The sequence below is a fragment of the Brevundimonas sp. genome (assembly GCF_035999125.1).
GTDB lineage: Bacteria > Pseudomonadota > Alphaproteobacteria > Caulobacterales > Caulobacteraceae > Brevundimonas.
On sequence record NZ_DASYGX010000004.1, the window covers coordinates 103796 to 129044 of the forward strand.

16 protein-coding genes are annotated in these 25249 nt (G+C 69.7%); 8 read left to right on the forward strand and 8 right to left on the reverse strand.

What is annotated here, in order from left to right; all coding sequences use genetic code 11:
* Positions 1–2 precede the first annotated feature (2 nt).
* On the reverse strand, positions 3–1106 hold the full coding sequence (locus tag VGN45_RS02200; RefSeq protein WP_414643378.1) for a LacI family DNA-binding transcriptional regulator: 1104 nt from the start codon (positions 1104–1106) through the stop codon (positions 3–5).
* Between the two features lie 29 nt (positions 1107–1135).
* Between VGN45_RS02200 and VGN45_RS02205 the strand changes: the two genes are divergently transcribed.
* The 4 genes from VGN45_RS02205 to VGN45_RS02220 all read left to right on the forward strand — a co-directional run bounded on the left by VGN45_RS02205 (position 1136) and on the right by VGN45_RS02220 (position 8151).
* Positions 1136–3199, forward strand: a complete 2064-nt coding sequence (locus VGN45_RS02205) for a glycoside hydrolase family 97 protein (protein ID WP_327458835.1) — start codon at positions 1136–1138, stop codon at positions 3197–3199.
* 100 nt (positions 3200–3299) lie between these two features.
* Positions 3300–4856, forward strand: a complete 1557-nt coding sequence (locus VGN45_RS02210; RefSeq protein WP_327458837.1) for an MFS transporter — start codon at positions 3300–3302, stop codon at positions 4854–4856.
* Positions 4853–5773, forward strand: coding sequence for an alpha/beta hydrolase (locus VGN45_RS02215; protein WP_327458839.1), 921 nt, complete (start codon positions 4853–4855; stop codon positions 5771–5773). The genes VGN45_RS02210 and VGN45_RS02215 overlap by 4 nt, the downstream gene beginning before the upstream one ends.
* An 8-nt stretch (positions 5774–5781) precedes the next feature.
* Positions 5782–8151, forward strand: a complete 2370-nt coding sequence (locus tag VGN45_RS02220; protein ID WP_327458841.1) for a glucan 1,4-alpha-glucosidase — start codon at positions 5782–5784, stop codon at positions 8149–8151.
* Between the two features lie 7 nt (positions 8152–8158).
* Here VGN45_RS02220 and VGN45_RS02225 read toward each other — a convergent pair whose 3' ends face one another.
* The 3 genes from VGN45_RS02225 to VGN45_RS02235 are packed head-to-tail and all read right to left on the reverse strand — an operon-like array spanning position 8159 to position 13906.
* The gene (locus VGN45_RS02225; RefSeq protein WP_327458843.1) at positions 8159–9457 is read right to left on the reverse strand and encodes a hypothetical protein; all 1299 of its coding nucleotides are present in this window, start codon (positions 9455–9457) and stop codon (positions 8159–8161) included.
* A gap of 7 nt (positions 9458–9464) precedes the next feature.
* Positions 9465–12518 (reverse strand): TonB-dependent receptor domain-containing protein, encoded by a 3054-nt coding sequence (locus VGN45_RS02230; RefSeq protein WP_327458845.1) that lies wholly within the window; start codon positions 12516–12518, stop codon positions 9465–9467.
* A gap of 35 nt (positions 12519–12553) precedes the next feature.
* Complete coding sequence (locus VGN45_RS02235; protein ID WP_414643384.1) at positions 12554–13906, reverse strand: dicarboxylate/amino acid:cation symporter; 1353 nt, start codon at positions 13904–13906, stop codon at positions 12554–12556.
* 246 nt (positions 13907–14152) lie between these two features.
* On the opposite strand from VGN45_RS02235, the gene VGN45_RS02240 reads away from it, so the two are divergent.
* The 3 genes from VGN45_RS02240 to lepB all read left to right on the forward strand — a co-directional run bounded on the left by VGN45_RS02240 (position 14153) and on the right by lepB (position 18100).
* Positions 14153–15949, forward strand: a complete 1797-nt coding sequence (locus VGN45_RS02240) for a sensor histidine kinase (RefSeq protein ID WP_327458847.1) — start codon at positions 14153–14155, stop codon at positions 15947–15949.
* Positions 15946–17277, forward strand: a complete 1332-nt coding sequence (locus VGN45_RS02245; protein ID WP_327458849.1) for a sigma-54 dependent transcriptional regulator — start codon at positions 15946–15948, stop codon at positions 17275–17277. Before VGN45_RS02240 ends, VGN45_RS02245 begins: the two co-directional genes overlap by 4 nt.
* A gap of 79 nt (positions 17278–17356) precedes the next feature.
* A complete protein-coding gene (gene lepB / locus VGN45_RS02250) occupies positions 17357–18100 on the forward strand; it encodes a signal peptidase I (RefSeq protein ID WP_327458851.1) in 744 nt (247 codons plus the stop codon).
* Between the two features lie 99 nt (positions 18101–18199).
* Here the strand turns inward: lepB and VGN45_RS02255 are convergent, their stop codons facing one another.
* Positions 18200–18511, reverse strand: coding sequence for an EF-hand domain-containing protein (locus tag VGN45_RS02255; protein WP_327458853.1), 312 nt, complete (start codon positions 18509–18511; stop codon positions 18200–18202).
* Positions 18512–18682: 171 nt separating this feature from the next.
* Between VGN45_RS02255 and VGN45_RS02260 the strand changes: the two genes are divergently transcribed.
* Positions 18683–19468, forward strand: a complete 786-nt coding sequence (locus tag VGN45_RS02260; RefSeq protein WP_327458855.1) for a DUF2189 domain-containing protein — start codon at positions 18683–18685, stop codon at positions 19466–19468.
* Between the two features lie 117 nt (positions 19469–19585).
* Here the strand turns inward: VGN45_RS02260 and VGN45_RS02265 are convergent, their stop codons facing one another.
* From VGN45_RS02265 to VGN45_RS02275, 3 genes are all read right to left on the reverse strand, one after another.
* On the reverse strand, positions 19586–20899 hold the full coding sequence (locus tag VGN45_RS02265; protein WP_327458857.1) for an amidase: 1314 nt from the start codon (positions 20897–20899) through the stop codon (positions 19586–19588).
* Positions 20900–21252: 353 nt separating this feature from the next.
* Complete coding sequence (locus VGN45_RS02270) at positions 21253–23505, reverse strand: S9 family peptidase (RefSeq protein WP_327458859.1); 2253 nt, start codon at positions 23503–23505, stop codon at positions 21253–21255.
* A gap of 54 nt (positions 23506–23559) precedes the next feature.
* A complete protein-coding gene (locus VGN45_RS02275; protein ID WP_327458861.1) occupies positions 23560–25200 on the reverse strand; it encodes a sensor histidine kinase in 1641 nt (546 codons plus the stop codon).
* Between the last annotated feature and the right edge of the window lie 49 nt (positions 25201–25249).

Here is a 25249-nt window from a genome sequence, read left to right on the forward strand (position 1 = left end):
GCTCAGCCGCCGCAGCTTTCCCGCACGATCAGGTCCGCGGGCACCCGCTCGGAGCGACCGGCCGTTTCTCCGCCGGCGTCCAGCAGCTTGGACACCATCAGGCGACCGGCCTTCTGGGTGTCCTGGGCGATGGTGGTCAGGGCGGGGCGGCTGTAGCGGCTGAACGGGACGTTGTCGAAGCCGATCACCGAGACGTCGTGCGGCACGCGGCGGCCCTCGCGTTCCAGCGCCCGCATGGCGCCCAGGGCGATCTGGTCCGAGGCGCAGACCACCCCGTCGAAGGCCACGCCGCGGTGGATCAGCGAGTCGAGCGAGGCCTCGGCCGACTCGACCTCGAAATGGGCGTCGACGACCAGGTCCGGATCGAACGGCAGGCCCGCCGCCTCCAGCGCGTCGACGTAACCGCGCTGGCGCTGCATGGCCTCGGGGGGATCGAGATCGCCCAGGAAGACGATCCGCTTGCGACCCAGCCGCGCCAGATGGAGCGTCGCGCGGCGCCCGCCCGCGATGTTGTCGGATCCGACGCAGCAGTAGTCCTGATCCGGCAACTGGGCGCCCCATACGACGAAACGAGCTTCGGTCTGGACCAGGCGGTTGAAGGCTCCATGCAGGGTGCTCTGACCCAAAAAGATCAAGCCTTCGGCCCGGCTGGTCGTCATCGCCGAGATCAGGTCGTCGTAAGACGTCGGCGAGAAATGGCTGACCAGAAGGTCGCAGTCGCGGTCGCGCGCGGCCTCGCTGACCCCGGCCATCAGCTCCAGCATGAAGGGGTCGAACAGGCGTCCGTCGCGCCCCTGCGGCCGCGGCACCACCAGCGCCAGGGTCGCCTCCGCCCCGATCGGGCCGGACGGCATGTGGCGGCGAAACGGATAGTCGTGCTCGCGCGCCAGCTTCCAGATCAGCTGCTTGGTCCTGTCGTTGACCGCCGGGCTGTCGTTCAGCGCGCGCGAGGCGGTCGAGATCGAGACGCCGGCCAGCTTGGCCAGATCCTCCAGACGGGTGGTCTTGCGGCTCACGCGGATTCTCGCCCCTCGAACGCCCTTGCTGCAAAATTTGCTGCAAAGTTTGTGACGGCCGTCATGCGCCCCGAGACCCGGGGTTGGCAAGAGGGCAAGCTTGACCTTGGGAGCGCCGCATGATCGCCCGCCGTCACCTGTTGGCCCTGGCCGGCGCCTCGCTTTTGCCGCTGGGCGGAACCGCCGCCGCCCAGACCGCGCCGCTGGTCGCCAAGGCCGCCTCTCCCGACGGCACGATCGAGGTCCAGGTCGCCACCGACGGCGACGGTCGGCCGTTGTACTCGGTCACGCGTCTGGGCGCGCCGGTGATCACGGCGTCCAAGCTGGGCTTCATCCTGACCGACGCGCCCAAGCTGGAGCGCGGCTTCCGCCTCGGCGCGCCGGTGATCCGCTCGTCGGACGAGACCTGGGAGCAGCCCTGGGGCGAGCGCCGCACGATCCGAAACCGCTTCACCGAGATGCGCGTGCCCCTGACCGAGCGCGGGGCGCTGGCCCGGCGCATGGACGTGGTGTTCCGCATCTACGAGGACGGCCTTGGCTTCCGCTACGAGTTCCCCCAGCAGGCCGCCCTGCCCCGGCTGAACGTCGGCGTGGAGCTGACCGAGTTCTCCCTGGCCGAACCGGGCGAGGCCTGGTGGATCCCGGCCTGGGAATGGAACCGCGAGGAATATCTCTACAACCGCACCGCCATCGACGCGGTGGGCGCGGCGCAGACGCCGATGACCGTGCGCGCGGCGTCCGGCCTGCACGTTTCTATCCATGAGGCGGCGTGCGAGGACTATTCCGGCATGAACCTGTCGCGCGCCGAGGGCCGCCGGTTCCGCGCCGCCCTGACGCCCGGCCTGTCGGCCGCCGCCGTCGAGCTGGCCACCCCCTGCGTCACGCCGTGGCGCACGCTGCAGATCACCGACACCGCCGGCGAACTGGTCGAGTCCAGCCTGATCCTGAACCTGAACGAGCCCAACGTCCTGGGCGACGTCGGCTGGGTCAAGCCGATGAAGTACGTCGGCATCTGGTGGGACATGCACCTGGACCGGAAGACCTGGAACAGCGGGCCCAAGCACGGCGCGACCACCGACTATGCCATCAGGCACCTCGACTTCGCCGCTCAGCACGGCTTCGACGGCGTTCTGATCGAGGGCTGGAACGTCGGCTGGGACGGCGAGTGGTTCGGCACGGGATGGGACTACAGCTTCACCCGGGCCTATCCGGATTTCGACCTGGAGCGCGTCGCCGCCCATGCGCGGGCGAAGGGCGTGCAACTGATCAGCCATCATGAGACCGGCGGAAACGGCCATCACTACGAGCAGCAGATGGAGGCCGCCTTCGCGCAGATGGCGCGGCTGGGCCAGCATGCGGTTAAGACCGGCTACGTCGCCGACGCCGGCGGGGCGCGCGTCACCGGCCCGGACGGCAAGCCGCATCTGGCCTGGCACGAGGGCCAGCCCATGGCCCAGCACCACATGCGCGTCATCAAGGCGGCGGCGAAGCACAAGGTGGCGATCAACGCCCACGAACCGTTCAAGGACACGGGCCTGCGCCGCAAATACCCGAACATGATCACCCGCGAGGGCGCGCGCGGCATGGAGTTCAGCGCCTGGGGCCAGCCGGGCAATCCGCCGGAGCACGAGGCGAACCTGGTCTTCACCCGCCTGCTGGCCGGGCCGATGGACTACACCCCCGGCATCTTCGGCATGGAGACGCGCAGTCCCGACGGCATCGCCACGACCTGGGCCAAGCAGCTGGCGCTGTACGTCGCGATCTACAGCCCGCTGGTGATGGCGGCGGACCTGCTGGAGAACTACGAGGCCAATCCGGGGCCGTTCCAGTTCATCAAGGACGTGCCCGTCGACTGGGCCGAGACCCGTGTGCTGAACGGCGAGATCGGCGACTACGTCACCATCGCGCGCAAGGACCGCAACTCCGACGTCTGGTGCCTGGGCTCTCTGACCGACGAGCATCCGCGCGTGCTGACCGCGCCCCTGACCTTCCTGGAGGCCGGGCGGCGATACCGTGCCGAGATCTATCGCGACGCGCCCGACGCCGACTGGAAGACCAAGCGCGAGGCCATCGTCATCGAGCGGCGTGAGGTCACCTCGGCCGACGTCCTGACCCTGCGCCTGGCCCCCGGCGGCGGCCAGGCCATCCGCTTCGTGCCGATCGGCAGGGGGCGGAGACAATGACCACCTTTTCGTCTTCCCTTTCTCTGAATTCCGCCCGCGCCCCGTCGTCGAATTCTTCCTCGGTTTCGCTGACGTCCCTCACCACCGATCGGTCTCCGTCATGACCCTGGAAACCGCCGCCGCACCCCCCATGTCGGTGCGCCCGCGCCTGACCCGGTTGGCCATCTGGAACATGTGCGTCGGCTTCTTCGGCATCCAGATCGGCTTCGGCCTGCAGAACGCCAACACCAGCCGCATCTTCCAGACCCTGGGCGCCGAGGTCGACAGCCTGGCCATCCTGTGGATCGCCGCGCCCCTGACCGGGCTGATCGTCCAGCCCATCATCGGCCATTTCAGCGACCGCACCTGGGGCCCGCTGGGCCGGCGGCGGCCCTATTTCCTGTTCGGCGCGATCGCGACGACGATCGCCCTGATCTTCATGCCCAACGCGCCCATCCTCTGGATGGCGGCGGCGACCCTGTGGATCATGGACGCGGCCATCAATGTGACGATGGAGCCTTTCCGCGCCTTCGTCGGCGATAACCTGCCCGAGGAACAGCGCACCGCCGGCTATGCGATGCAGAGCTTCTTCATCGGCACGGGCGCGGTCTTCGCCTCCTGCCTGCCGTGGCTGCTGACGCAGATGGGCGTGGCCAACACGGCGCCGGAGGGGATCGTCCCCGACAGCGTCCGCATCAGCTTCTACGTCGGCGCCGCCGCCATGCTGACGGCCGTGCTGTGGACCGTGTTCACGACGAAGGAATACAGCCCCGAACAGATCGACCGCTTCGAGGCCGCCCACGAGGCCACGCCGGTCCCCACCGCGGCGCCCGGCGGCCAGACCGCCTGGGCCGTCGGATGGCTGATCGTCGGCGCGGCGCTGTTCGTCGCCATCCAGACGATCCGCGCCCAGGCCGCAGCCCTGCCCGAGGGCGCCGACGACTGGCGTCTGGCGGTCGGCAAGGAACTGTACGTCCTGGCCGGATTCGTCGCCGCCTTCGGTCTGCTGAAGCTGCTGGCCGGCTTCATGGGGCGCGGCGGCCGATCCAACGGCCTGACCGAGATCCTCGACGACATGGCGGCCATGCCCCTGACCATGCGCGACCTGGCCTGGGTCCAGTTCTTCAGCTGGTTCGCCCTGTTCGCCATGTGGATCTACACCACTGCCGCCGTCACGGCGGTCCATTTCGGCTCCAGCGACACGACCTCGGCCGCCTACAACCAGGGCGCGGACTGGGTGGGCGTGCTGTTCGGCGTCTACAACGGCGTGGCGGCGCTGGCGGCCTTCGCGCTGCCCGTGCTGGCCAAGAGGATCGGCAAGCGCGGCGCGCACGCGGTGGCGCTGGCGATCGGCGGGGTCGGGCTGATCGGCATCTTCCTGATCCGCGACGCGGACTTGCTGTGGCTGCCGATGGTCGGCGTCGGGATCGCCTGGGCCTCGATCGTGTCCCTGCCCTACGCCCTGCTGGCCGGGGCCGTGCCGGGGCGCAAGATGGGCGTCTACATGGGGGTGTTCAACATCTTCATCGTGGTGCCCCAACTGGTGGCCGCGACCCTGCTGGGCCTGATCCTGAACGCGGTCTTCGACGGCCAGGCGATCTGGGCGCTGGTGGTCGGCGGCGGCAGCTTCCTGATCGCCGCCCTGCTCAGCCTGCGGGTGCGCGAGGTCGCCCGATGAACCGTCGGGGACTGCTGGCCGCCGCCCTGGCCGCCCCGGCGCTGACCGCCTTCCGGCGACCCGTCGCCGGCGGGACGCTGGTCGAGCTGCCGCAGATGCCCTCCGCCCACGTCGCCCCGCGCGACGTCACCGTATGGCTGCCGCCGGGGTATGAGGCCGGGGCGGATCGTCACCCCGTGCTCTACATGCACGACGGCCAGAACCTGTTCGATCCGGCCCGCGCCCCCTTCGGCGAATGGGGCGTGGACGAGCATCTGGCGCGGCTGATCGAGACCGGACAGGTGCGGACGCCCATCGTGGTGGGGGTGCACAACACGCCCCTGCGCCTGCGCGAATACGTGCCCGCCACGATGATCGCGGCCCTGCCGGCCGAGGTGCGGGCGGACCTGATCGGCCTCTACGGCGGCGAGCCTCTCTCCGACGGATATCTCGCCTTTCTGGTCGAGGAGTTGAAGCCGCTGGTCGACCGGACCTGGCGCACCCTGCCCGGGCGGGACGACACGGCGATCATGGGCTCCAGCATGGGCGGCCTGATCTCGCTCTACGCCATGATGCAGAGGCCCGAGACCTTCGGCGCCGCCGGCTGCGTCTCCACCCACTGGCCGCTGCGCATCGAGCGACTGGACGAAGGCCGGCTGGAGGCCTGGCGCGAGGTCGTGGTCCAGACCTGGAGCCGCGTCGTGCGCGAAGGCCTGCCCGATCCGGCGACGCACCGCCTCTACATGGATCGCGGCGACGAGACGCTGGATCAGTTCTACCCCTTCTTCCAGTCGCGGATCGACCAAGTGATCCGCGACGCCGGCTGGGGGCCCGACCGATTCCGCTCGCTGGTCTTCCCCGGCGCCGCGCACAACGAGCCCAGCTGGAACCAGCGGCTGGACGTGCCCCTGACCTTCCTTCTTCCTCCCGTTCCGTGAGTTCTGCCATGCGTCTGCTCGCCGCCGTCTCCGCCCTGGCCCTGCTGGCCGCCGCGCCTGCCCTCGCGCAGGACGTCGGTCCCGCGCCGGGCGCGCCGGGCGACGCCCCGACGTGGGTCAACGCGGCCAAGGTCGGCGCCGGGGCGTCCTACGAGGCCTACGTGGACGGCCAGTACCGCGACGGCGGGCCGACCGGCGAGGTGTCCAAAGTCTGGTTCTCCATCGCCGACGGCGTCCTGACCGAGACCATGTGGGGCCTTATCCACGAGGCCCAGATCAAGCAGATGCGCCTCGCCGTCGTCGTCGGCGACGACGTTGTGGTCGAAGGCGAGGGCACCGACTTCACGGTCGACTATCTGACCAGGGACGATCAGGGCCGTCCTCTGTCGCCGTCGTATCGCGTGACCACCCGGGATCGGCTGGGCCGGTTCGAGATCGAGAAACGCCTCTTCACCGATCCGGACGGTCAGGCGCTGGTGGTTCGGGTCGAGGTGCGCGCCCTTACCGCCTCGGTCGTGCCCTTCGTCCTGCTGGAACCGCATATGGCCAACACGGGCGTGGGCGACGCGGGCCGCGCCACGGTCGACGGCCTGTTCGCCCACGAGGGCGCCAGCCACCTGGCCCTGATCCCCGACGTCCCGTTCACCGCCGCCTCGGTCGGTTTCGTCGGCGCCTCGGACGGGCTGACGGATCTTCAAGACAACGGCCGCATGAACCGCGCTCACCCAACGACGGGCGAGGCGACCGGCAACATCATGCTGACCGGCGCCCTGCCGCGCGTGCGTCGCGGCCAGACCCTGTCCCGCGACTTCGTCATCGGCTTCGGCGCCGACGCCGGCTCGGCCGAGGGCGAGGCGCGCGACGCGCATCAAGCCGGGCTGGATCAGGTCCAGGCCACCTATGACGGCACGGGCGCCGCCGTGGGGTGGTCCGACTGGACGGCCTCGCTGGATCAGCTGCCGCGCCTTGCGGCCCAGTCCGCCGACGGGGGCAAACTGGCCTACGCCTCGGCCCTGATGCTGAAGGTGCAGGAAGACCGCACCCACGCCGGCGCCCTGATCGCGTCGCTGTCCAATCCGTGGGGCGACACGGTGGACGCCACCAACCCCTCGACCGGCTACAAGGCCGTCTGGCCGCGCGACTTCTATCAGGTGGCCATGGCCTTCCTGGCGCTGGGCGACGCCGAGACGCCGCTGGCCGCCTTCCGCTACCTGCCCCAGGTCCAGGTCAGGGCCGACACGCCGGGCAACAGCGGCGCGACCGGCTGGTTCCTGCAGAAGACCTGGGTCGACGGCACCATCGAATGGGTCGGCGTCCAGCTGGACCAGACCGCCATGCCGATCATGCTGGGCTGGCGGCTGTGGAAGGACGGCCACCTGACCGACGCTCAGATCGCCGAAGCTTATCGCGACATGCTGAAGCCGGCGGCCGACTTCCTGGTCGACGGCGGCACGGTCGGAATCCTCTGGAACGACCGCACCGTCACCCCGCCCTGGACTCAGCAGGAGCGCTGGGAGGAGCAGGAAGGGTTCAGCCCGTCGACGACCGCCGCGGTGATCGCGGGGCTGACCGTCGCGGCCGACATCGCCGCCGCGTCCGGCGACCCGGAGTCCGCCGCCCGCTACCTCGCCGCCGCCGACGACTATGCTGCCAGGGTCGAGGCGCGGATGTTCACGACCGAGGGCTCGCTGGGCGACGGCGACTATTTCCTGCGCCTGTCGCGCAACGAAGATCCCAACGACAAGGGGACGCTGGGTGAGAACAACGGCCAGCCCGGCCTGCCCGAGGACCGCATCATCGACGGCGGCTTCCTGGAGCTGGTCCGCTACGGCGTGCGCCGCGCCGACGCGCCGTCCATCGTCGCCACCCTGCCCGAATACGACGACCAGACGCGCGAGGACCGTCTTCGCGTCCGCTACGACTTCGGGCCCGCGGGCGACCGCACGCCGGGCTACAGGCGCTACGGCAACGACGGCTATGGCGAGCAGGCGGACACCGGCGGCAACTACGGCGTCGGCGGCCAGATGCACCCCGGTCAGCGCGGCCGCGTCTGGCCCTTCTTCACCGGCGAGCGCGGCCACTACGAGCTGGCCGTCGCCGCCCTGGACGGCACGGTCACCGAGGCCGAGCGGGCGGCGATCCGCCGGACCTGGGTCCGCGGCATGGAGCGGTTCGCCAACGCCGGCCTGCTGCTGCCGGAACAGGTGTTCGACGGCGTCGGAAACCCGACCCCGCACGGCTACGCGCCGGGTCAGGGAACCAACTCGGCCACGCCTCTGGCCTGGACCCACGCGGAGTATTTGAAGCTGCTCCGCTCTCTGGCCGACGGCGCCGTCTGGGACCGTTACGCCCCGGTGGCCGAGCGCCACGGGCGCTGAGGCCGCCTCAGTCCACGAACCGGCACGGCGTCAGCGACAGGGCGCGACAGCGCGCCTGAAACGCCGTGGGGTCGGGCCGTCGACCGGTCTCGATCCAGCCTTCCAGCGCGTCGAGAGCCGTCAGATAGGTCGAGTCCTCCAGCCGGCTGTGGTCCGACTCGTCCGTCGTCACCTGGACCAGCAGGTCGGATCGCCCCGCCGCGCGCACCGTCTCGGCATAGACCGCCTCGGCCGAATGGAACACGGTTGGGTCATGCAGGGCATGCACGGTCAGCGTCGGCGACGGCAGATCGCCGGTCAGGTCGGCGTCGAAGGCCAGCAGGGCCACGGCCTCCGGATCGGCGGCGAACCGCTCGATCCCGGCGTTCAGGGCCGCGTCGTCGTCGGAGCCTGTGTAGACCCGCGCGGTGTTGTCGAATGGATTGCGGCCGCCCAGGCGCAGATGGACCAGATCCTGAAAGGTGAAGGTCGCCCAGTTCAGGTGGTCGATCAGTTCGTCTTCGCGCAGCCCCGTGACCGCCAGGATCTGGCGCTTCGCCCGGCTCTGGGCCGCCGTCCGGTCGCGGGCCGACAGGCCGATGCCGGTGCAGGCCACCACGCGCCGGCGCAGCTCCGCGCGGGTCATCGTCGCGCCCGCCGGCAGGCCTTGCCACAGCGGGTATCGCGGGTCCGACGGCCCCGGATGGTTGCGGCAGAAGTACTGGTAGACCGCTCTCAGGTCGGCCCGGAACTGATAGGCCCGACTGCCGCCGTTGACGACGCCGTTGGTCAGCAGGACGCCGTCATAGACCGTCGTGCCGTCCGGGTTCCGCCCGTGAAGCTCGGCCGCCTTGGCCGCGACGTTGCCGCCCCACGACTGGCCGTGCAGCAGGGTCAGTGCGGGCGCGCCGAAATGGGCGGCGAACAGCGATCGGCTGCGCTCGACGTCCTCGGCTGCGGACCTCACGCCGTAGCCGCCGCGGCGATAGGTCGATCCGACCCACGCATAGCCGCGCCGGACCATGACCGCGAACCGGTCCAGGTCCGCGAGGCCGTCGTCCGCCTCCGGCGCGCCCATGCGGGGACCGCCGTGGGCATGAACGATCAATCGCCCCGTCCAGCCCTGCGGGACGGCCATGACCAGCCAGGCCCCGGCCTCGTCCCTGAGCGTGTAGCAGCGGACGTCCGGCCCCACCGACCGAGGACAGTCGATCGGCGTGGGGGCGTCTTGCGGAAGGGACGCCGACGCTCCCACGGGCGCGCAGGCGGCCAAGACCGCCAGCGCGACCCCCAGGCCGCACAGCGCGGCCCGGAAGTCTTTCGGCACAAGTGGATCAGAACGAACGCCGGACATTGACGTACCAGTACCGTCCCCACGGCTGGTGAACAGAACCGCGATAGCCGCCGTCGGCCAGCGGCGGGCCCTCGTCCGTCAGGTCTCGCACGCCCAGACGGATCCGCGTGGTGTCGGCGAACTCATACTGGCCGTAAAGGTTGTAGACCGTCTGCGAGGCGACCTGCCACGGTTCGCCCGACGTGCCCAGCAAAGACGGCTGGTCGAAGCCGCTGACGTACTGGCTGGACAGACCCGCCCGCCAGGGGCCGGCGTTCCAGGTGAAACTGCTCGACACCTTCCACTCCGGCCGACCGTTCTGTCCGATCAGATCGGACGTCTCCGGCAGGGTCGTGCCCGCGTTGATCTCGCCGTTCGCCCGCGCCTCGAACAGCAGGTTCACGATGGGCCCCGGATCGCGGGTGAATTCCTCCAGCTTGGTCGCGTTGACGCTCAGGTCGAACCCGCCCCAGGGCGTGTCGTCGATCGACCAGTAGGCGGCAAGGTCAAGCCCCGAAACCGATTGCGGCTGCAGGTTGATGAACCGGTCGTTGACCGAGATCGCCTCCCCCGCCGGGGTCAGGCCGGTGCCCAGGAACAGAGCGATGTCGTCCGCATCGACCGGAGCGCGGTTGACCAGCGGGTTCGAGCCACCACTGATCCGCAGATAATAGTCGAGTGCCAGCGCCGTCTGAACGCCCAGCAGGCCGACGATGTCCTCCTGCTCGATTTTCCACTTGTCCACGGTGAAGGTGAAGTCGCCGTACTGCGGGGGGATGAAGGTCGGCTGGAACACCAGACCATAGGACTGGTTCACGCTGGTCTCCGGCTCCAGGTCCGGGTTGCCGGCGACCAGCAATGACAGACCCGACGTGTTGTGCGGGCACGCCGCGAAGTTGGCGATCCGGCCGGCGCGCAGGTCCGCCTCGCAGCGGACGTAGTCCACACCGCCGGCCAGACGCGCATACTGGGTGGCGTTGGTCTGTTCCAGGTTCGGCGCCCGGAAACCCTCCGAATAGGATCCCCGGATCCGCAGCCCTTCGACCACGTCCCACGCGACGGCCACCTTCGGACTGCCCACCGAGCCGAAGTCCGAATAGTGCTCGAACCGGCCCGCGATCTGGACGTCCAGCGCGTGGACCAGCGGCACGCCCATTTCGGGCGACACCAGCGGCACGGCCAACTCGATGTAGGCCGAACCGACGGTGCGGCTGCCCTCGGTGTCCGGGTTGGGGCTGACGGCCGCGACGTTCGACAGATTGGTCGCCCCCGTCACCATGTCGGTGAAGGTGAAGGTGCCGTCCAGGTTCTCGTCGCGGTCGTCGCTCTGCGTCTCGCGGCGGACCTCCAGACCGAAGGCCATGCCGACCGGGCCCGCCGGAAGCTGGAACACGTCCGCCCTCGTCAGACGGAAGTCCGCCATCGTCAGGGTTGTGCGCGAAACGCGCTTCAGGTCAAAGGTGACGGCGTCGATCGCCGCCTGGGAGCTGGGGTTGCAGTCTCCGTAGCTGGTTGTGTCCACGCAGCCGCCGCCGAACGGATTGTAGGCGTCTGGCGTCGACAGGGCCAGCTGCTGCTGCAGCAGGGTCATGTTGATGTTGGGCGAGGTGTCCTCGGCCTCGGCCTCGGAGTACAGCAGCGCCGTCTCCCAGTCATAGCTGCCCCACTCCCCGCGCAGACCGCCCAGGAAGCGGGACTGGTAGTTCTCGACCTTGACCTCCTGGAAGCCCGCGTCGACGTAGCGGTAGTTCGTCAGCAGAACGGGCAAACCGCCGGCCGGCACTCCGGTCAGGCCCGGCAGGCGGTTCGGATTGGCCGCACCCCCGGCGAAAGTGACCGGACCGAACGGGTTCCAGTAGTTGCTGGCCGGGATCCAGATCTGGTTCAGGTTGACGACCGGCGGCTGCACCGCCCGGCTTTCGGCGGCATAGAAGCCGACCTCGCCGAACGCCTCGACGCCGTTGTCCATCTCGTAGCGGCCGGTGAAGAAGACGTTCAGCCGCTCGACCGTCGGCCGCACCGTGGTGCCGAAGCGCGTGTCGTAGCGCATCTCGCGATTGGTGGTGTTGAAGTTGTGATTGCCGCTGGAGATGCAGACGCCTCCGCCCACGTTCACGCCGCAGCCGAAACTGGTCGGCTGATAGCGGAACTGGCCCGAAGTGTTGGTCACCGCCGTGCCGTTGGACCGGATCGTCGGCCGCGCGCCCACGCTCAGACGCGCCCACGGCGTGTTCGACGAGCGCCCGTCCAGCGCCGTCACGCCCGCGAAGTCCGGATACTCCGCGAACAGACCGCGCAGGTCGTCGCTTCGTGTGAAATCCTGGTCCGACGCCAGCAGGGCCGTGCGGTCGGTGTAGTTGACGAACACCGACAGGTTGCCGCGGGCGAAATTGCGGCCGGCGAACATGTTGAGGTCCAGCTCTTCCATGCTGGCGCCCTCAGCCCCGCCGTACCGAGCGCTGACGGTCAGGCCGTCGTAGTTGTCGCGCAGCACGGTGTTGACCACCCCCGCCACCGCGTCGGCGCCGTAGATGGCCGCCGCGCCGTCCAGCAGGATCTCGGTGCGGCGCAGCCCCGCCACCGGAATGGCGTTGGAGTTGTAGCTCAGCACCGGCACGGTGCCGGTGTCCGACGTGCCCTGGCTGGTCGGATGGTGCACGACCCGACGGCCGTTCAGCAGCACCAGGGTGTTGCCGACGCCCAGGGAGCGCAGGTTGACCGAGTTCACGTCGCCGCGCGCCGCGTTCGACGTCTGCGGATTGTTGGAGCTGTCGAACAGCACGTCGCCCATCTGAGGGATGGTCCGCAGCAGCTCGTCGCCCGACACGGCGCCGGTGGCGTCGATCTGGGCCTCGTCGACGACGACGACCGGCAAGGCCGCCGTTGTTCGCGCCCCGCGGATGTTGGAGCCGACGACGACCACGTCGTCGACCTGGGTGACCTCAGGATCCTGGCCGGCAGGCACGGCTTCCTGAGCCATCGCAGCCCCTGAAAAGGCCATTGCCGCCGCCATGGCCGCACCGCCCAGCAAACGATTGCGTCGATCGTGTCTCATGGTCTTCCTCCCCGAAGCCTCGTTGCCCGCCGATCTCAGTCGGCCGTCAGAACCTTGTCGTCGCCTGGGCCCGCCGCCGGGTCGGGGCGCGCCGCCAGACCCTTGGGCTTGCCGGCCAGCACTTCGCGCATTCGCGTCTCGTCCAGCGCGTTTTCCCACCGCGCCACCACCAGGGTGGCCACGGCGTTGCCGGTGAAGTTGGTCAGCGCCCGGCACTCGCTCATGAAGCGGTCGATGCCGAGGATCAGCGCCATGCCGGCGACCGGCACGTCCGGCACCACGGCCAGCGTCGCCGCCAGGGTGATGAAGCCCGCGCCGGTGATGCCCGCCGCGCCCTTGGAGCTCAGCATGGCCACCAGCAGCAGGGTGATCTGCTGCCACAGGGTCAGCTCGATGTTCATCGCCTGGGCGATAAACAGAGCCGCCATGGTCATGTAGATGTTGGTGCCGTCCAGATTGAAGGAATAGCCGGTCGGCACGACCAGCCCGACGACCGACTTGGACGCGCCCGCCGCCTCCATCTTCTGCATCAGGCTGGGAAGCGCGGCCTCCGACGAGGAGGTGCCCAGCACCAGAAGCAGTTCCTCCTTCAGATAGGCGATCAGGCGGAAGATCGAGAAGCCGTTGGCCCAGGCGACCAGGCCCAGCACGCCCAGAACGAAGATCAGCGACGTCAGGTAGAAGGTGGCGATCAGCGCCGCCAGATTGGCGATCGAGGCGATGCCGTAGGCTCCGATGGTGAAGGCGAAGGCGCCGAACGCCCCCACCGGCGCGGCCTTCATCAGAATGGCCACCAGTCGGAACACCACCTGGCTCAGCGATTCCAGCGCACGCTGCACCGGGGCGCCCGCGTCGCCGATCATGGCCAGGGCCACCCCGAACAGGATCGACACGAACAGGGTCTGAAGGATGTTGCCCTCGACGAAGGCGCTGAGCAGCGTCGTCGGGATGACGTTCAGCAGGAAGCCGGTGATCGTGCTTTCCTGAGCCGAGGCGGCATAGCCGGCCACGGCGCCCGCATCCAGGGTCGCCGGATCGATGTTCAGTCCCCGGCCCGGCTGGACCAGGTTGGCGATCACCAGCCCGACGATCAGCGCCAGCGTCGAGAACACGAGGAAATAGGCGAAGGCCTTGCCCGCCGTGCGGCCGATGCGCTTCAGATCGCGCATGCCGGCGATGCCGATGACGATCGTCAGAAAGATCACCGGGGCGATGATCATCTTCACCAGCTTGATGAAACCGTCGCCCAGCGGCTTCAGGCTTTCGCCGGTCTCCGGGAAGAAATGGCCGACCAGGCCGCCCGCCAGAATGGCCAGCAGCACCCAGAAATACAGGGTCTTGAAGATCGGGCGACGCGCGCCGGGCGCGGCTCCGCCGCCTGTTGAAATCAGCACGACCACATTCCTCCCGGCGGACCGACCGGCCCGCCCCTACGCTCGGCCCCGTCTGACGCGGGATCTCGAAGGGCCAGTTTCGGCGATGACTCGCGCCGTGGCGAAAACTTCCCGCGTACGGATCATCCCACGGATTCTAAGAAGGAATCCATTGGCGACCCGGCATGGCGGCACGCCAGTATGTGCGGAAATCCACACATCGCGCTCGCCTTTCGTGCGGAAATCCGCCCTACTGTGCGCATGTCGCGCACGCCGCTCAGCCCGACCGCCCAATGGCGTGGGTTCGCCGCCGCCTGGATCATGGTGGCCGCCGTCGCCGTGCTCGGCGCGGGCTGGCTGGCGCGACGCGACGCCCAGGCTTCCGTCGATCGTCAGGCCGCGACCGCCGCGGCCCTGCACGGAGCCGTCCTGCGAAGCGAGCTGGAGCGGGTGCGCGCCGTCCCTTCCGTCCTCGCCGCCGACCCGGACCTGGAGGCGCTGGTCATCGCCCCCTCCCCCACCCGGCGCGAGCTGGCCAACGCCAAGCTGGAATCCCTCGCGCGTGAGGTCCGTGCCGCCGCGCTGTATGTGCTCGACGCCGACGGGACCGCCCTCGCCGCCTCGAACTGGCGGGAGCCGACCAGCTTCGTCGGCTCCAACTACCGCTTCCGGCCCTATTTCTCGGACGCCGTTCGCGACGGAGACGCCGCCTTCTTCGCCCTCGGCACCGTCAGCGGCCGTCCGGGCCTTTATCTGTCGCGCCGCATCGTCGACGGCTCCGGACGGCTGGCGGGCGTCATCGTCGCCAAGATCGAGTTCGACGCGCTGGAGGCGATGTGGCGGCGATCGGAAGAGCCGACCTGGGTGACGGACTCCACCGGCGTGATCCTGATCACCACCGTGCCCGGCTGGCGTTTCCGCGCCACCCGGCCGCTGAGCCCCGAGCGCCGCCGCACTCTCGCCGAGGAGCAGACGGCCGGCGCGGCCCTGTCCGACCTGCCCTTCACGGCCCCCGAGCGCGGCCTGATCCGGCTGGACCGCGATGTCCCGCCCGGCCGGTATGCCCACGCCGTGGACTCCATTCCGGAGCTGAGCTGGACCCTGCACCTGCTCCAGCCCGCGGATCAGGTGATGTCGCGCGCGGTCGGCGCCGCCCTGACGCTCGCCGCCTTGGCCACCGCCCTTCTGGCCGCCCTGTCCGGCGTCCTGCTGCGCCGCCGCCAGCGAGCCGCCGTCCGCGCCGTGGAGGAGGACGAGGCCCGGGCCCGGCTGGAACATCTGGTCGGCGAACGCACTGCGGAGCTCAGCGCCGCCAACGGCCGCCTGCGCCGCGAGATCGACGAGCGCCGTCGTCTCGAACGCGATCGTCAGGATCTGGAGGACAAGCTGGTCCAGGCGAACAAGCTGGCCACGCTCGGCCAGGTCGTCGCCGGCGTGGCGCACGAGATCAACCAGCCCATGGCCGCCATCCGCACCCATGCCGACACCGCCGGCCAATACCTCACCCGCGCCGACCCGGACGCCGCCGCCCGCTCGCTGGACGCCATAGGCCGCCTGACCGAACGGGTCGGCGCCATCACCGAGGAACTGCGCGCCTTCTCCCGCAAGACGCGGTCCGAAGTCGTCGCCGTGGACGTCGCCCGAGCGGTCGAAGGCGCCCTTCTGCTGGTCTCGCCCCGCCTGCGGGAGCAGGGGGTTGAGGTCCGCATCGACGCGCCGGCGGATCTGCGTGTGAAAGCCGAGCGCAACCGGCTTGAGCAGGTGGTCCTGAACCTGCTTCAGAACGCGGCGGAAGCTCTGGACGGCCCCGGCCGGATCGAGGTCACGGCCACCCCCGAAGGCCGCAAGGTCGTGATCCGCGTCGCCGACGACGGCCCCGGCCTGTCGCTCGGGGTGCGGGACCGGCTGTTCACGCCCTTCACCACCGACAAGCCGGACGGCGTAGGCCTCGGTCTGGTCATCAGCCGGGACATAGTCGCCGGCTTCGGCGGCGAGCTCACCCACGAGCCGACGCCGGTCGGCGCCGCCTTCCGCATCGTGCTGGCGAGGGCGAAGTGAACGGCTGCGTCGCCCTGGTCGAGGACGACGACTCCTTTCGCGCCGCTCTGGCCGAGCGCCTGACCCTCGCCGAATTCGAAGTCCTCTCCTTCCCCTCGGCCGAAGTGGCGCTGAAGGGCCTCAACGCCGACTTCGACGGCGTGGTCGTGACCGACCTTCGCATGCCGGGCATGGACGGCCGCCAGCTCGCCGAACGCCTGTCCGCACTCGATCCCGACCTGCCCGTGGTGCTCATGACCGGCCACGGCGACGTCGCCGACGCGGTCGAGGCCATGAAGCGCGGCGCCTACGACTTCCTGACCAAGCCGTTCGCTTCCGAACGCCTGATCGAGACGCTTGGTCGGGCGCTGGAGAAGCGTGCCCTCGTCCTCGACAACCGCCGCCTGGGCGCGCTGGCGGCCGAGACCGAGGACTCCATCCCCCTCAGTGGCGAGAGCTCCGCCTCCGCCAGCCTGCGTGCCGCCGTCCGCGAACTGGCCGCCGCCGAGGTGGACGTCCTGATCGAGGGCGAGACCGGCTCGGGCAAGGAGGCCGTGGCCCGCGCCATCCACGCCGCCGGCCGCCGCCGCCACCGCCCCTTCGTCGCCGTCTCCTGCGCCGCCCTGCCCGACGAGGACGCCGAGGCCCGGCTGATGGGTCAGGAGGCCAGCGTCGGCTCCGGTCTGCTGCGTCGCCGCGAGGGTCGGATCGAGCAGTCGCATCAGGGCACGCTGTTCCTCGACGAGATCGACCTGGCCCCCCGCGCCGTCCAGCTGATGCTGCTCCGGGTTCTGGAGGAGCGCGAGGTGTTGCCGCTCGGCGCGTCGGAGCCCCGCGCCCTGGACCTTCGCGTCCTCGCCGCGGCCAAGGGCGACCCCGCCGACGCCGTCGCCCGCGGCCATCTGCGCGAAGACCTGTTCTGGCGCCTCAACGTCGTGCGCCTGCGCGTACCGCCGCTGCGTGAGCGGCGCGAGGACGTGCCCCTGCTGTTCGCGCGCTTCCTCGCCCGCGCCGCCGCCCGGCTGGAACGGCCGATGCCCGCCGTCGGCGACGCCGTCCGCCGCCGCCTGCTGGACCACGACTGGCCCGGCAACCTGCGCGAGCTGTCGAACTACGCCAACGAGGTGGCGCTGGGCCTGCGCCCCGCCGCCGCACCGACCGCCCACGACCTCGGCCTAGCCGATCGGGTCGCCCGCTATGAGGCGGAACTCATCCGCGAGGCCCTGTCCGCCCACGCCGGCGACATGAAGCGCGTGACCGAAGCCCTGCGCATCCCGCGCAAGACGCTTTACGACAAGATGGCCCGCCTCGGCATCCAGCCGGCCGAGCATCGCCCCGGCCGCCGCTGAACCTGTCCGGACATGATTCCGGCCGCGTCCGGACACGGCTTCGCTGGCCCTGCGCCGCCATCGCCGCTCGACTGGGCCCATGACCCAGCCCACCTCACTGCGCCACGAACTGATTGAAACCAGCCGCGTCGTCGCCGCCGCCCTCGTCCTCGCGCTGACATGGACGACCCTCGCCTACCAGCCCTTCACCATCCCCTCGGCCTCGATGGAACCGGGACTTGTCGAGGGCGACTATCTGGTGGTGTCGAAGTGGGCTTACGGCTGGTCCGGCGCGTCCCTGCCGCTGGCGCCGAGACCCGGCGAGGGACGCCTCTTCGGGCGCGACCTCGCGCGCGGCGACGTCGTGGTCTTCCGCCATCCGCTGCGTCCGGACGAGCCGTGGATCAAGCGCGTGATCGGCCTGCCCGGCGACCGGGTCCGGCTTCGCGCCGGACAGGTCTTCGTCAACGGCCTGCCCTTCGCGCGGACGTCGCTCGGTCCGGGCCGCAGCGCCTCGCAGCCCGACCGTCCCGTGACGCAAATCCGCGAAGCCGCCCCGGACGGAACCCGAACCTGGATCACCCATGACTTCGGCCCAGGCGCGCCCGGCGACGACACGCCGGAGATCGTGGTGCCGGAGGGGAGCTATCTGGTTCTGGGCGACAACCGCGACAACTCGCTGGACGGACGCTGGCCCGCCGACACAGGCGTCGGCTTCCTGCCCGCCGCCAATCTGATCGGCCGTGCGGAGGTCGTCGTCGCCTCGTGGAAACCCGGCGCCTCGCTGTGGAAACCGTGGACGTGGTTCAGTCTTCGGAGGCGGTGGTTTCTGCCCATTCGCTGAGTGTCCCGCTTATGCGGCTTGTCCACCTCGACGCGCGGCCGCTGTCCTGAATTTGTCCCTGAAGATGTCCCTGAAGATGTCCCTGTTGAAGGAGCCGCATCACCCCCGGAATTCAGCAACGGTCAAAGCGCCGTCGCCGTTCGCGTCCAGCCGTTCGAACGCCGCCTCCGACCGAGACTCCGCCTGCGCCAGGGTCGGCGCCGCCATCGCGCCCAACGCCAGCCCGGCCGCCGCCGCGACCGCCGCGGGCCAGCCCTTCAGCCGCCCGCGCGCGCCGATCTCCGCATCGATGAAGCCCCTCACCGCGTCGCTGGCCGACCGTCCGCGCGCCCGGCACTGGGCCATGAACGCCGTCTTGGTCTCGAACGGCAGACGGACTTCCAGCGTCTCGGACTTCTTCGGCGCGCGCATGGCGGAACCTCCTGATGGAGATCGCATCTCACCCTGCGCATGACCGCCGCGCCAGTGAAATCGCGGCAATGCCCCATGACCGATCGGTTCAACTTCCCGCGACCGGGCCTAGTCGCGCGCGACGTCCGGCGCCACCTTGATCTTCGCAGAACGACAGAAAGGGGTTCGCCCATGACCGTGTCCCTGCCCTCCTCCGCCCGCCGCGCCGCTCCTGAGGTGCGCCGGATCACCGACGCCGACCTGACCTGGGCCCTCAGCGAGGGCTGGCGCGACTTCAACGCCAAGCGCGGCGACGTGGTGGTCGTGGCCTTCCTCTATCCGCTCATGGCCCTGGTCGCCGCGGCGGTGACGATGAACGACCGCCTGGTCCCGCTGTTCTTTCCGTTGGTCGCCGGACTGTCGATCATGGGCCCGGCCGTGGCCGCCGGCTTCTATGAGATCGCCCGGCGGCGCGAGGAGGGGCTGGATTCCAGCTGGCGGCACTTCCTCGATCCCCTGGGTGGGCGCGGCCGGGGGCCGCTGGTGGCCCTGACGCTGATGCTGCTGGGGGTTTTCGTCGCCTGGCTGGCCGTGGCCTGGGCCATCTACGCCGTCACTTTGGGACAAAGAGCGCCGACGGACCTGATCGACTTCGCGCGCCTGACCGTCACGACGCCGGAGGGGTGGGCCATGATCGGCCTGGGCAATCTGGCGGGCCTGGGTTTCGCCGCCCTGACCCTGGTGCTGACGGTGGTCTCCTTCCCCATGACGGTGGACCGTCCCGTCACGCCCGACGCGGCGGTCGGCGCCTCTTTGAGGGCCTTCGGACGCAACCCGGGCGTCCTGTCGCGCTGGGGGCTGCGCGTGGCTTTGCTGCTGGCGCTGGGGTCGCTCCCGCTCTTCCTCGGCCTGCCCGTGGTCCTGCCTGTGCTCGGCTACGCCACCTGGCACCTCTACACCCGGCTGGTCGTGCGCTGAGGCGTCAGACCCTGATCGGCTGAGGTGGAATCCCGCCGATGCCGTGAATCAGGGTCCTGCAAGATACCGGAGCGCATTCGGCTGAGTTGGACTGCGTTCAACTCAGCCGAATGCGCTCTAGGGCCGGGGCGCCGGTCCGCGCGCCCGCTCATAGGCGTGGCCCAGCGCCAGGATGCGCGCGTCCTCCCACTTGCCGCCGATGAAGCTCAGTCCGACGGGCATCCCCTGGTCCAGCCCCATAGGCACCGTCAGGTGCGGATAGCCCGCCACCGCCGCCAACCGGCTGGCCGAGCCCTGCATGCGGTCCTCGTCTTCCGGATCGTTGGTCCAGGCGCGCGAGGTCGTCGGCGCGATCAGGGCGACCACCTGGTGCTCGGCCATCATCCGGTCGATCCCCTCCGGCCCCGCCATGCGCAAAGAGTCCGCCCGCGCCGCCACGTACTCCGGATCCTCCAGCCCCTTCGTCGCCTCGGCCCGCTCGAACAGATCCTGTCCGAACAGCACCGTCTCGCGCGGCTCAGCGGCGTTGAAGGCGATCACGTCCGCCAGCGTCCGCGTCTTCACCTGCGCCGGGTCGGTCGAGGCCAGGTACAGGTTCAGGTCATGCTTCAGCTCGACCATCAGCACGGTGAACTCCAGCCGCCCGATGGTGGCCATGTCCGGCCCTTCCGGAATGTCGACCAGCACGGCGCCCGCGGCCTCCAGCACGCCCAGCGTCCGCTCGAACTCCGCCTGCGTCTCCTCCGAATAGGACGGCAGCAGGAACCGCATCACCCCGATCCGCGCCCCCCTCAGCGAGCCCGCGTCCAGCGCCGCGCGATAGTCCACCTTGCGCGCGTCCGCCTCGGCCGTCGCGGCGTCCAGCGGGTCGGTCCCGGCGATGACCGACAGCACGATGGCCGCGTCCTCCACCGTCCGCGTCATCGGCCCGGCCGTGTCTTGCGAATGCGAAATCGGCACGATGTGGGTGCGCGACACCAGTCCCACGGTCGGCTTGAAGCCGACGATCCCCGTCACCGAGGCCGGACAGGTGATCGACCCGTCCGTCTCCGTGCCGATCGCCGCCGGGGCCAGCCCCGCCGCCACCGCGACCGCGCTGCCCGAGGACGACCCGCATGGCGTCCGCTCCGGATCGTACGGATTGCGCGTCTGCCCCCCGACCGCGCTCCAGCCGCTGATCGAAGACGACGACCGGATGTTGGCCCACTCCGACAGATTGGTCTTGCCCAGGATCACCGCGCCAGCCTCGCGCAGCCGCGTCACGATCGGCGCGTCACGCCCCTGATCGTTGCTCGCCAGCGCCAGCGACCCGGCCGTCGTCGGCATGCCGGCGACCTCGATGTTGTCCTTCAGCAAGATCGGCACGCCATACATCGGCGACTGACTGACCGGGCCTTGGCGGACAAGGGCGGCTCCATCCCAGACGATCACGCTGTTGAACGGATCGCCGCCGCCAGGGTTGACCAGATAATCGACGCAGGTCGCGAGATCGCTCTGCGCGGCCTGGAGGCACCAGACGCCACCCGGAGCCGCGAAGGGGCCCTCTAAGGACCACCAAATGCAAGGGAATTCAGTCCCATCAGAGTGTTCCTGCAACTGCGACCGAAACGTCTCCTTCGCCACGGCCGGCAGCTCGGCCTCGGCGATGCATTGGCGGTCGCGCAGGAACGAGGGAACAGGCTCGCCCTCCTGAGCTCGAGCCGTTTGCGGACCGCCAAAAATCAGTAGCCCAGCCAGAAGCGTTGCGGTGGTCGCCGCAGCGATGCACCGAGTTGCCCCCGCAATCAGTCCTGCGCGGCCGGCGACCTTGAGCCGATCGTGCGGTCGAGGAAGTCCAGATACGTCCGCCATTGGTGCAGCCCCCGCTCATTGCCCCGGATGCCGTGGCGCTGGCCGGGATAGAGCATGGTCTCGAACGGGAGGCTCTTTTCCTGCAGGGCGTTCAGCACGCGGGTGGTGTTCTCGAAGATCACGTTGTCGTCGGCCATGCCGTGCATCAGCAGCAGCCGCCCGGTCATCAGCGGCAGCTGCTCCAGGATGTCGGACGCGGCATAGCCCTCCGGATTGGCCTCCGGCGTCGACATGAACCGCTCGGTGTAGTGGGTGTCGTACAGGCTCCAGTCCGTCACCGGCGCGCCCGAGATGGCGGCCGCCAGTCCCATCTTCGGCTCGGTCAGCATGTGCAGGGTCATGAACCCGCCATAGCTCCAGCCCATCGCCGCGATGCGGTCGTCGTCGACGAACGGCAGGGTCCGCAGATAGTCCGCCGCCAGCACCTGATCCTCGATCTCCGGCTGGCCCATCTTCAGGTAGAGGGCCTGCTTGAACCGCGCCGAGCGATAGCCTTCACCCCGGTTGTCCATCCGAAAGACGACGTAGCCGGCCTCGGTCACCAACTGGGTGCTGGCGGGCTGCCAGGCCCGCTTCACGCCGCCGCCCGACGGGCCGCCATAGACCTGCATCACCACCGGATAGGTCTTCGACGGATCGAAGCCCGGCGGCGTCGACATCTGCCAGTGCAGGGTCTCGCCATGGCTCTGAAGCGTGCCGAACTCCGGATCGCGCTGGCGGGCGACGTAGGGCCAGAAGGGGTGGTTCTCGTCCAGCCGGTTCTCCTCGATCCAGGCCAGACGCTCGCCGTCGATCGAATACAGCGCCGACTGCGGCGGCGTGTCCGGGTCGTTGTAGTTGCCGACGTATGCGGTGCCGGTCTTGTTCACCGACGCGCTCCACCAGCCGCCGCGCGGCGTGATCTCGACCGGGCGGCCCGGCCGGCGATAGCTGACGCCGAACAGCTGCTGCTCGATGGGCCATTCCTTCCCGTCGCGCATCGAGGCGGTGAAGAAGACCGTGCCGGTCCGCTCGTCCACGCCGTTCAGTCCCGTCACGGCATAGTCGCCGCTGGTGACGGCCCGGATTCGCCGCCCGTCGGCGCGATGCAGATACAGGTGCTTCCAGCCGCTCTCTTCGCTGGACCAGATGAATGTCCCGTCGGCCAGCGCCTTGAAGTCGTGCGTCAGCGGCACCCAGGCCTCCGACGTCTGCGTCGCGATGACCCGGCCCTGCCCCGTGGTCGGGTCGACGGCCAGCAGATCCAGCGTCTTCTGGTCCCGCGACTGGCGCTGGACGTACAGCGTCTTGCCGTCCGCCGACCAGTTCACCCGCGCCAGATAGACGTCGGGGTTCGCCCCCAGATCGACCTTGATCCGCTGTCCGGTCGTGCGGTCATGAACATAAAGATCGACCACGGCGTTGGGCCGCCCGGCGCGCGGATAGCGCTGCTCGATCACCGTCGCCCCGCCGCCGGAGATGTCCAGCCGCGGGATGACGTCCACGGTCGACTCATCGGTCCGCTGCATCGCGATGAAGCGCTCGTCGGGGCTCCACCAATAGCCGGTGTCGCGGTCCATCTCCTCCTGGGCGATGAACTCCGCCGTCGCCCAGGTGATCAGGCCGTCGCCGTCCGTCGTGATCGCCTGTTCAGCGCCCGCCGCCAGATCGTAAACGACCAGATCCTGATCCCGCACCCACGACACATAGTTGCCCTTGGGCGAGACCTTGGCGTCGATCTCGTCGGCCTCGGTCTCGGTCAGACGGCGCACGGCGCCGCCCTCGCGCTCGGCCAGGAAGACGTCGCCCTCCAGCGGCGCCAGGATGTAGCGGCCCTGCTCGTCCCACGAATATTCCACCACGCCGCGCGCCGAGATGCGCATGCGCTCGCGCCGCGCGATCTCCGCCTCCGACAGCTCGCCCGCGTCCGGGACCAACGCCCGGGCGTCGATCAGCTTGAACGGGGCTCCCCCGTCCGTCGTCATGGCCCACAGATCCTGCACGTTCACGTCGTCCTCGCGCGACCGCAGGAAGGCCACCAGCTCCCCGTCCGGCGACAGGCTGACGCCCTTGGCGGCGGGTCCGACCAGCGACGGATTGGCGAAGACGCGTTCGACGGTGAGGATCGAAGGATCGTTCGCTTCCTGGGCCACGGCGGGCACGACGACGATCAGGGACAGGGCCGAAGCCAGAAGCAGATTGCGCATGGCGCAGGACGCTAGAGGCAGATTTCGCCCGCGTCACCCCCTGCCTCGGCCGTCTCAGGCCGCCAGGTCGAAAGGCCGCGTCTCGGCCGGCGCGGCCGGCAGGTCGACGGTGAATCGGGTTCCGTCCTGCGGGGTCGAAACCACATCGATCCGGCCGCCCATCGCCTCGACCAGGCCTCGGCAGATCGACAGGCCCAGCCCCACGCCGGGATGCCGACTGGTCAGGCCGTCGTCCCCCCGAGTGAAGACGTCGAAGACATGGGGCAAGACATCCTCCGGAATGCCCGGGCCGCTGTCCGCCACCTCGAACCTGACGCGGTCCGCGCCGCCTTCCAGACTCAGTCGCACCCCGCCCTTGGCCGTGTAGGTCAGAGCGTTCTCCAGCAGATAGTCCAGAACCTGGGCGACGTGGGCCCCGTCGCCCCGCCGCTCACCGACTTCCGCCAGCTCCAACGTCATCGCAAGACCCTTGGCGCGCGCCGCCTCGTCGTGACGATCGACTACGCTCCGAGCCAGGCCGATGGGATCGTAGATGCCCGCCTCCACCAGAATCTGCCCGCGTTCCAGCCGCGTCACCTGCAGAAGGTGTTCGATCATCTTCAGCAGATCCTGTCCCGAGGCCCTGAGCACGTCCAGGCGCTCTCGCTGAATCGGGCTCAGCTCACCCAGGGCCAAGATCTCGCCCATGGCCACGACGCCGTTCAGCGGCGTGCGCAGTTCATGGCTCATGTTTGACAGGAACCGCGACTTGGCCTGACTGGCCGCCTCGGCCCGGTCGCGGGCTTCCGTCAGGGCCCGCTCGGAGGCCGCCAGTCTCCCGCCGATCCGTCGCATCCAGCCCCACAGACCCAGCGCAGCCCCTATCAGCAGCGCCAGAACGATGGCCAGCCAAGGCGCTGCTTCCCGCACCACGGCCGTTCCTGGACGATCCGGCGTCCACGTCAACCAGCCCAGGACCATGCCGGTGGAATCAGAGACCGCGACGGCCGGCCCCGCCGGTTTTTCGACCCTGAAGCCGGCTCCGGCCAGCCTCAAATCGTCGCCCATGCTGGCCAGAAGGCCGGACAAAGGCCTTGCGGACACCACGACGCCGGCCTTGCTCGGCTGCTCGACCGCATCGTCCTCGCGCACGACGCTGGACGCGGCGACCAACCAGGCTTGTCCGTCCGCCACGACGACGCCCGTGCGTCCACCCACCGCCTCGAATCCGAAACGTGCCCGACGCGCCGGGTCCGCCGCCTGAGCCCTTGCGGCGTCCCGCAGCGGCTCGGTCGCCGCCATGAAACCCGCAACCTCGCCGGGCGCCGCCACTTCGCTCCCGCGCGACGCCAGAACCAGAGAGCCGTCCCCGGCGTGAACGAGCGTGATCTCGTGGCCCATGTAGTCCGCGTAATAGTCGCCGAAATTCTCCTGCAGCCAGGTCAGATCCCGAGCCTCCAGCCGCTCGACGGAGTCGTTCCAGATCGTGGCCGACTGCACGTCGGTCAGCAGAGCGGCCTGCAAGCGCTCGACACGGCGTTCGACCAGGGCGACCTCTTTGGCCTGCTCGATCCGATCGACCGCAGTCGCGGCCCAGAGCACCAGCCCCCCGGCTCCGAGCAGAAGCAGGCAAGCACAGGCGATCGCCATGCCGACGGCCCGCCTGATGTCTTCCCGATGCTGCGCCAGCACGCCCATGAGAACAGGTTGCGTCACTCGCCGATAAAACGGGGTTAGCCGGCGTGGTGAACGAAATCCTGCCTTA

What these genes read in the sequence shown, in the direction of transcription:
- VGN45_RS02215 (WP_327458839.1), top strand. Translation starts at nt 4,853, where the DNA reads ATGAACCGTCGGGGACTGCTGGCCGCCGCCCTGGCCGCCCCGGCGCTG.
- lepB (WP_327458851.1), top strand. Translation starts at nt 17,357, where the DNA reads ATGACCCAGCCCACCTCACTGCGCCACGAACTGATTGAAACCAGCCGC.
- VGN45_RS02210 (WP_327458837.1), top strand. Translation starts at nt 3,300, where the DNA reads ATGACCCTGGAAACCGCCGCCGCACCCCCCATGTCGGTGCGCCCGCGC.
- VGN45_RS02230 (WP_327458845.1), bottom strand. Translation starts at nt 12,518, where the DNA reads ATGAGACACGATCGACGCAATCGTTTGCTGGGCGGTGCGGCCATGGCG.
- VGN45_RS02240 (WP_327458847.1), top strand. Translation starts at nt 14,153, where the DNA reads ATGTCGCGCACGCCGCTCAGCCCGACCGCCCAATGGCGTGGGTTCGCC.
- VGN45_RS02255 (WP_327458853.1), bottom strand. Translation starts at nt 18,511, where the DNA reads ATGCGCGCGCCGAAGAAGTCCGAGACGCTGGAAGTCCGTCTGCCGTTC.
- VGN45_RS02205 (WP_327458835.1), top strand. Translation starts at nt 1,136, where the DNA reads ATGATCGCCCGCCGTCACCTGTTGGCCCTGGCCGGCGCCTCGCTTTTG.
- VGN45_RS02270 (WP_327458859.1), bottom strand. Translation starts at nt 23,505, where the DNA reads ATGCGCAATCTGCTTCTGGCTTCGGCCCTGTCCCTGATCGTCGTCGTG.
- VGN45_RS02220 (WP_327458841.1), top strand. Translation starts at nt 5,782, where the DNA reads ATGCGTCTGCTCGCCGCCGTCTCCGCCCTGGCCCTGCTGGCCGCCGCG.
- VGN45_RS02260 (WP_327458855.1), top strand. Translation starts at nt 18,683, where the DNA reads ATGACCGTGTCCCTGCCCTCCTCCGCCCGCCGCGCCGCTCCTGAGGTG.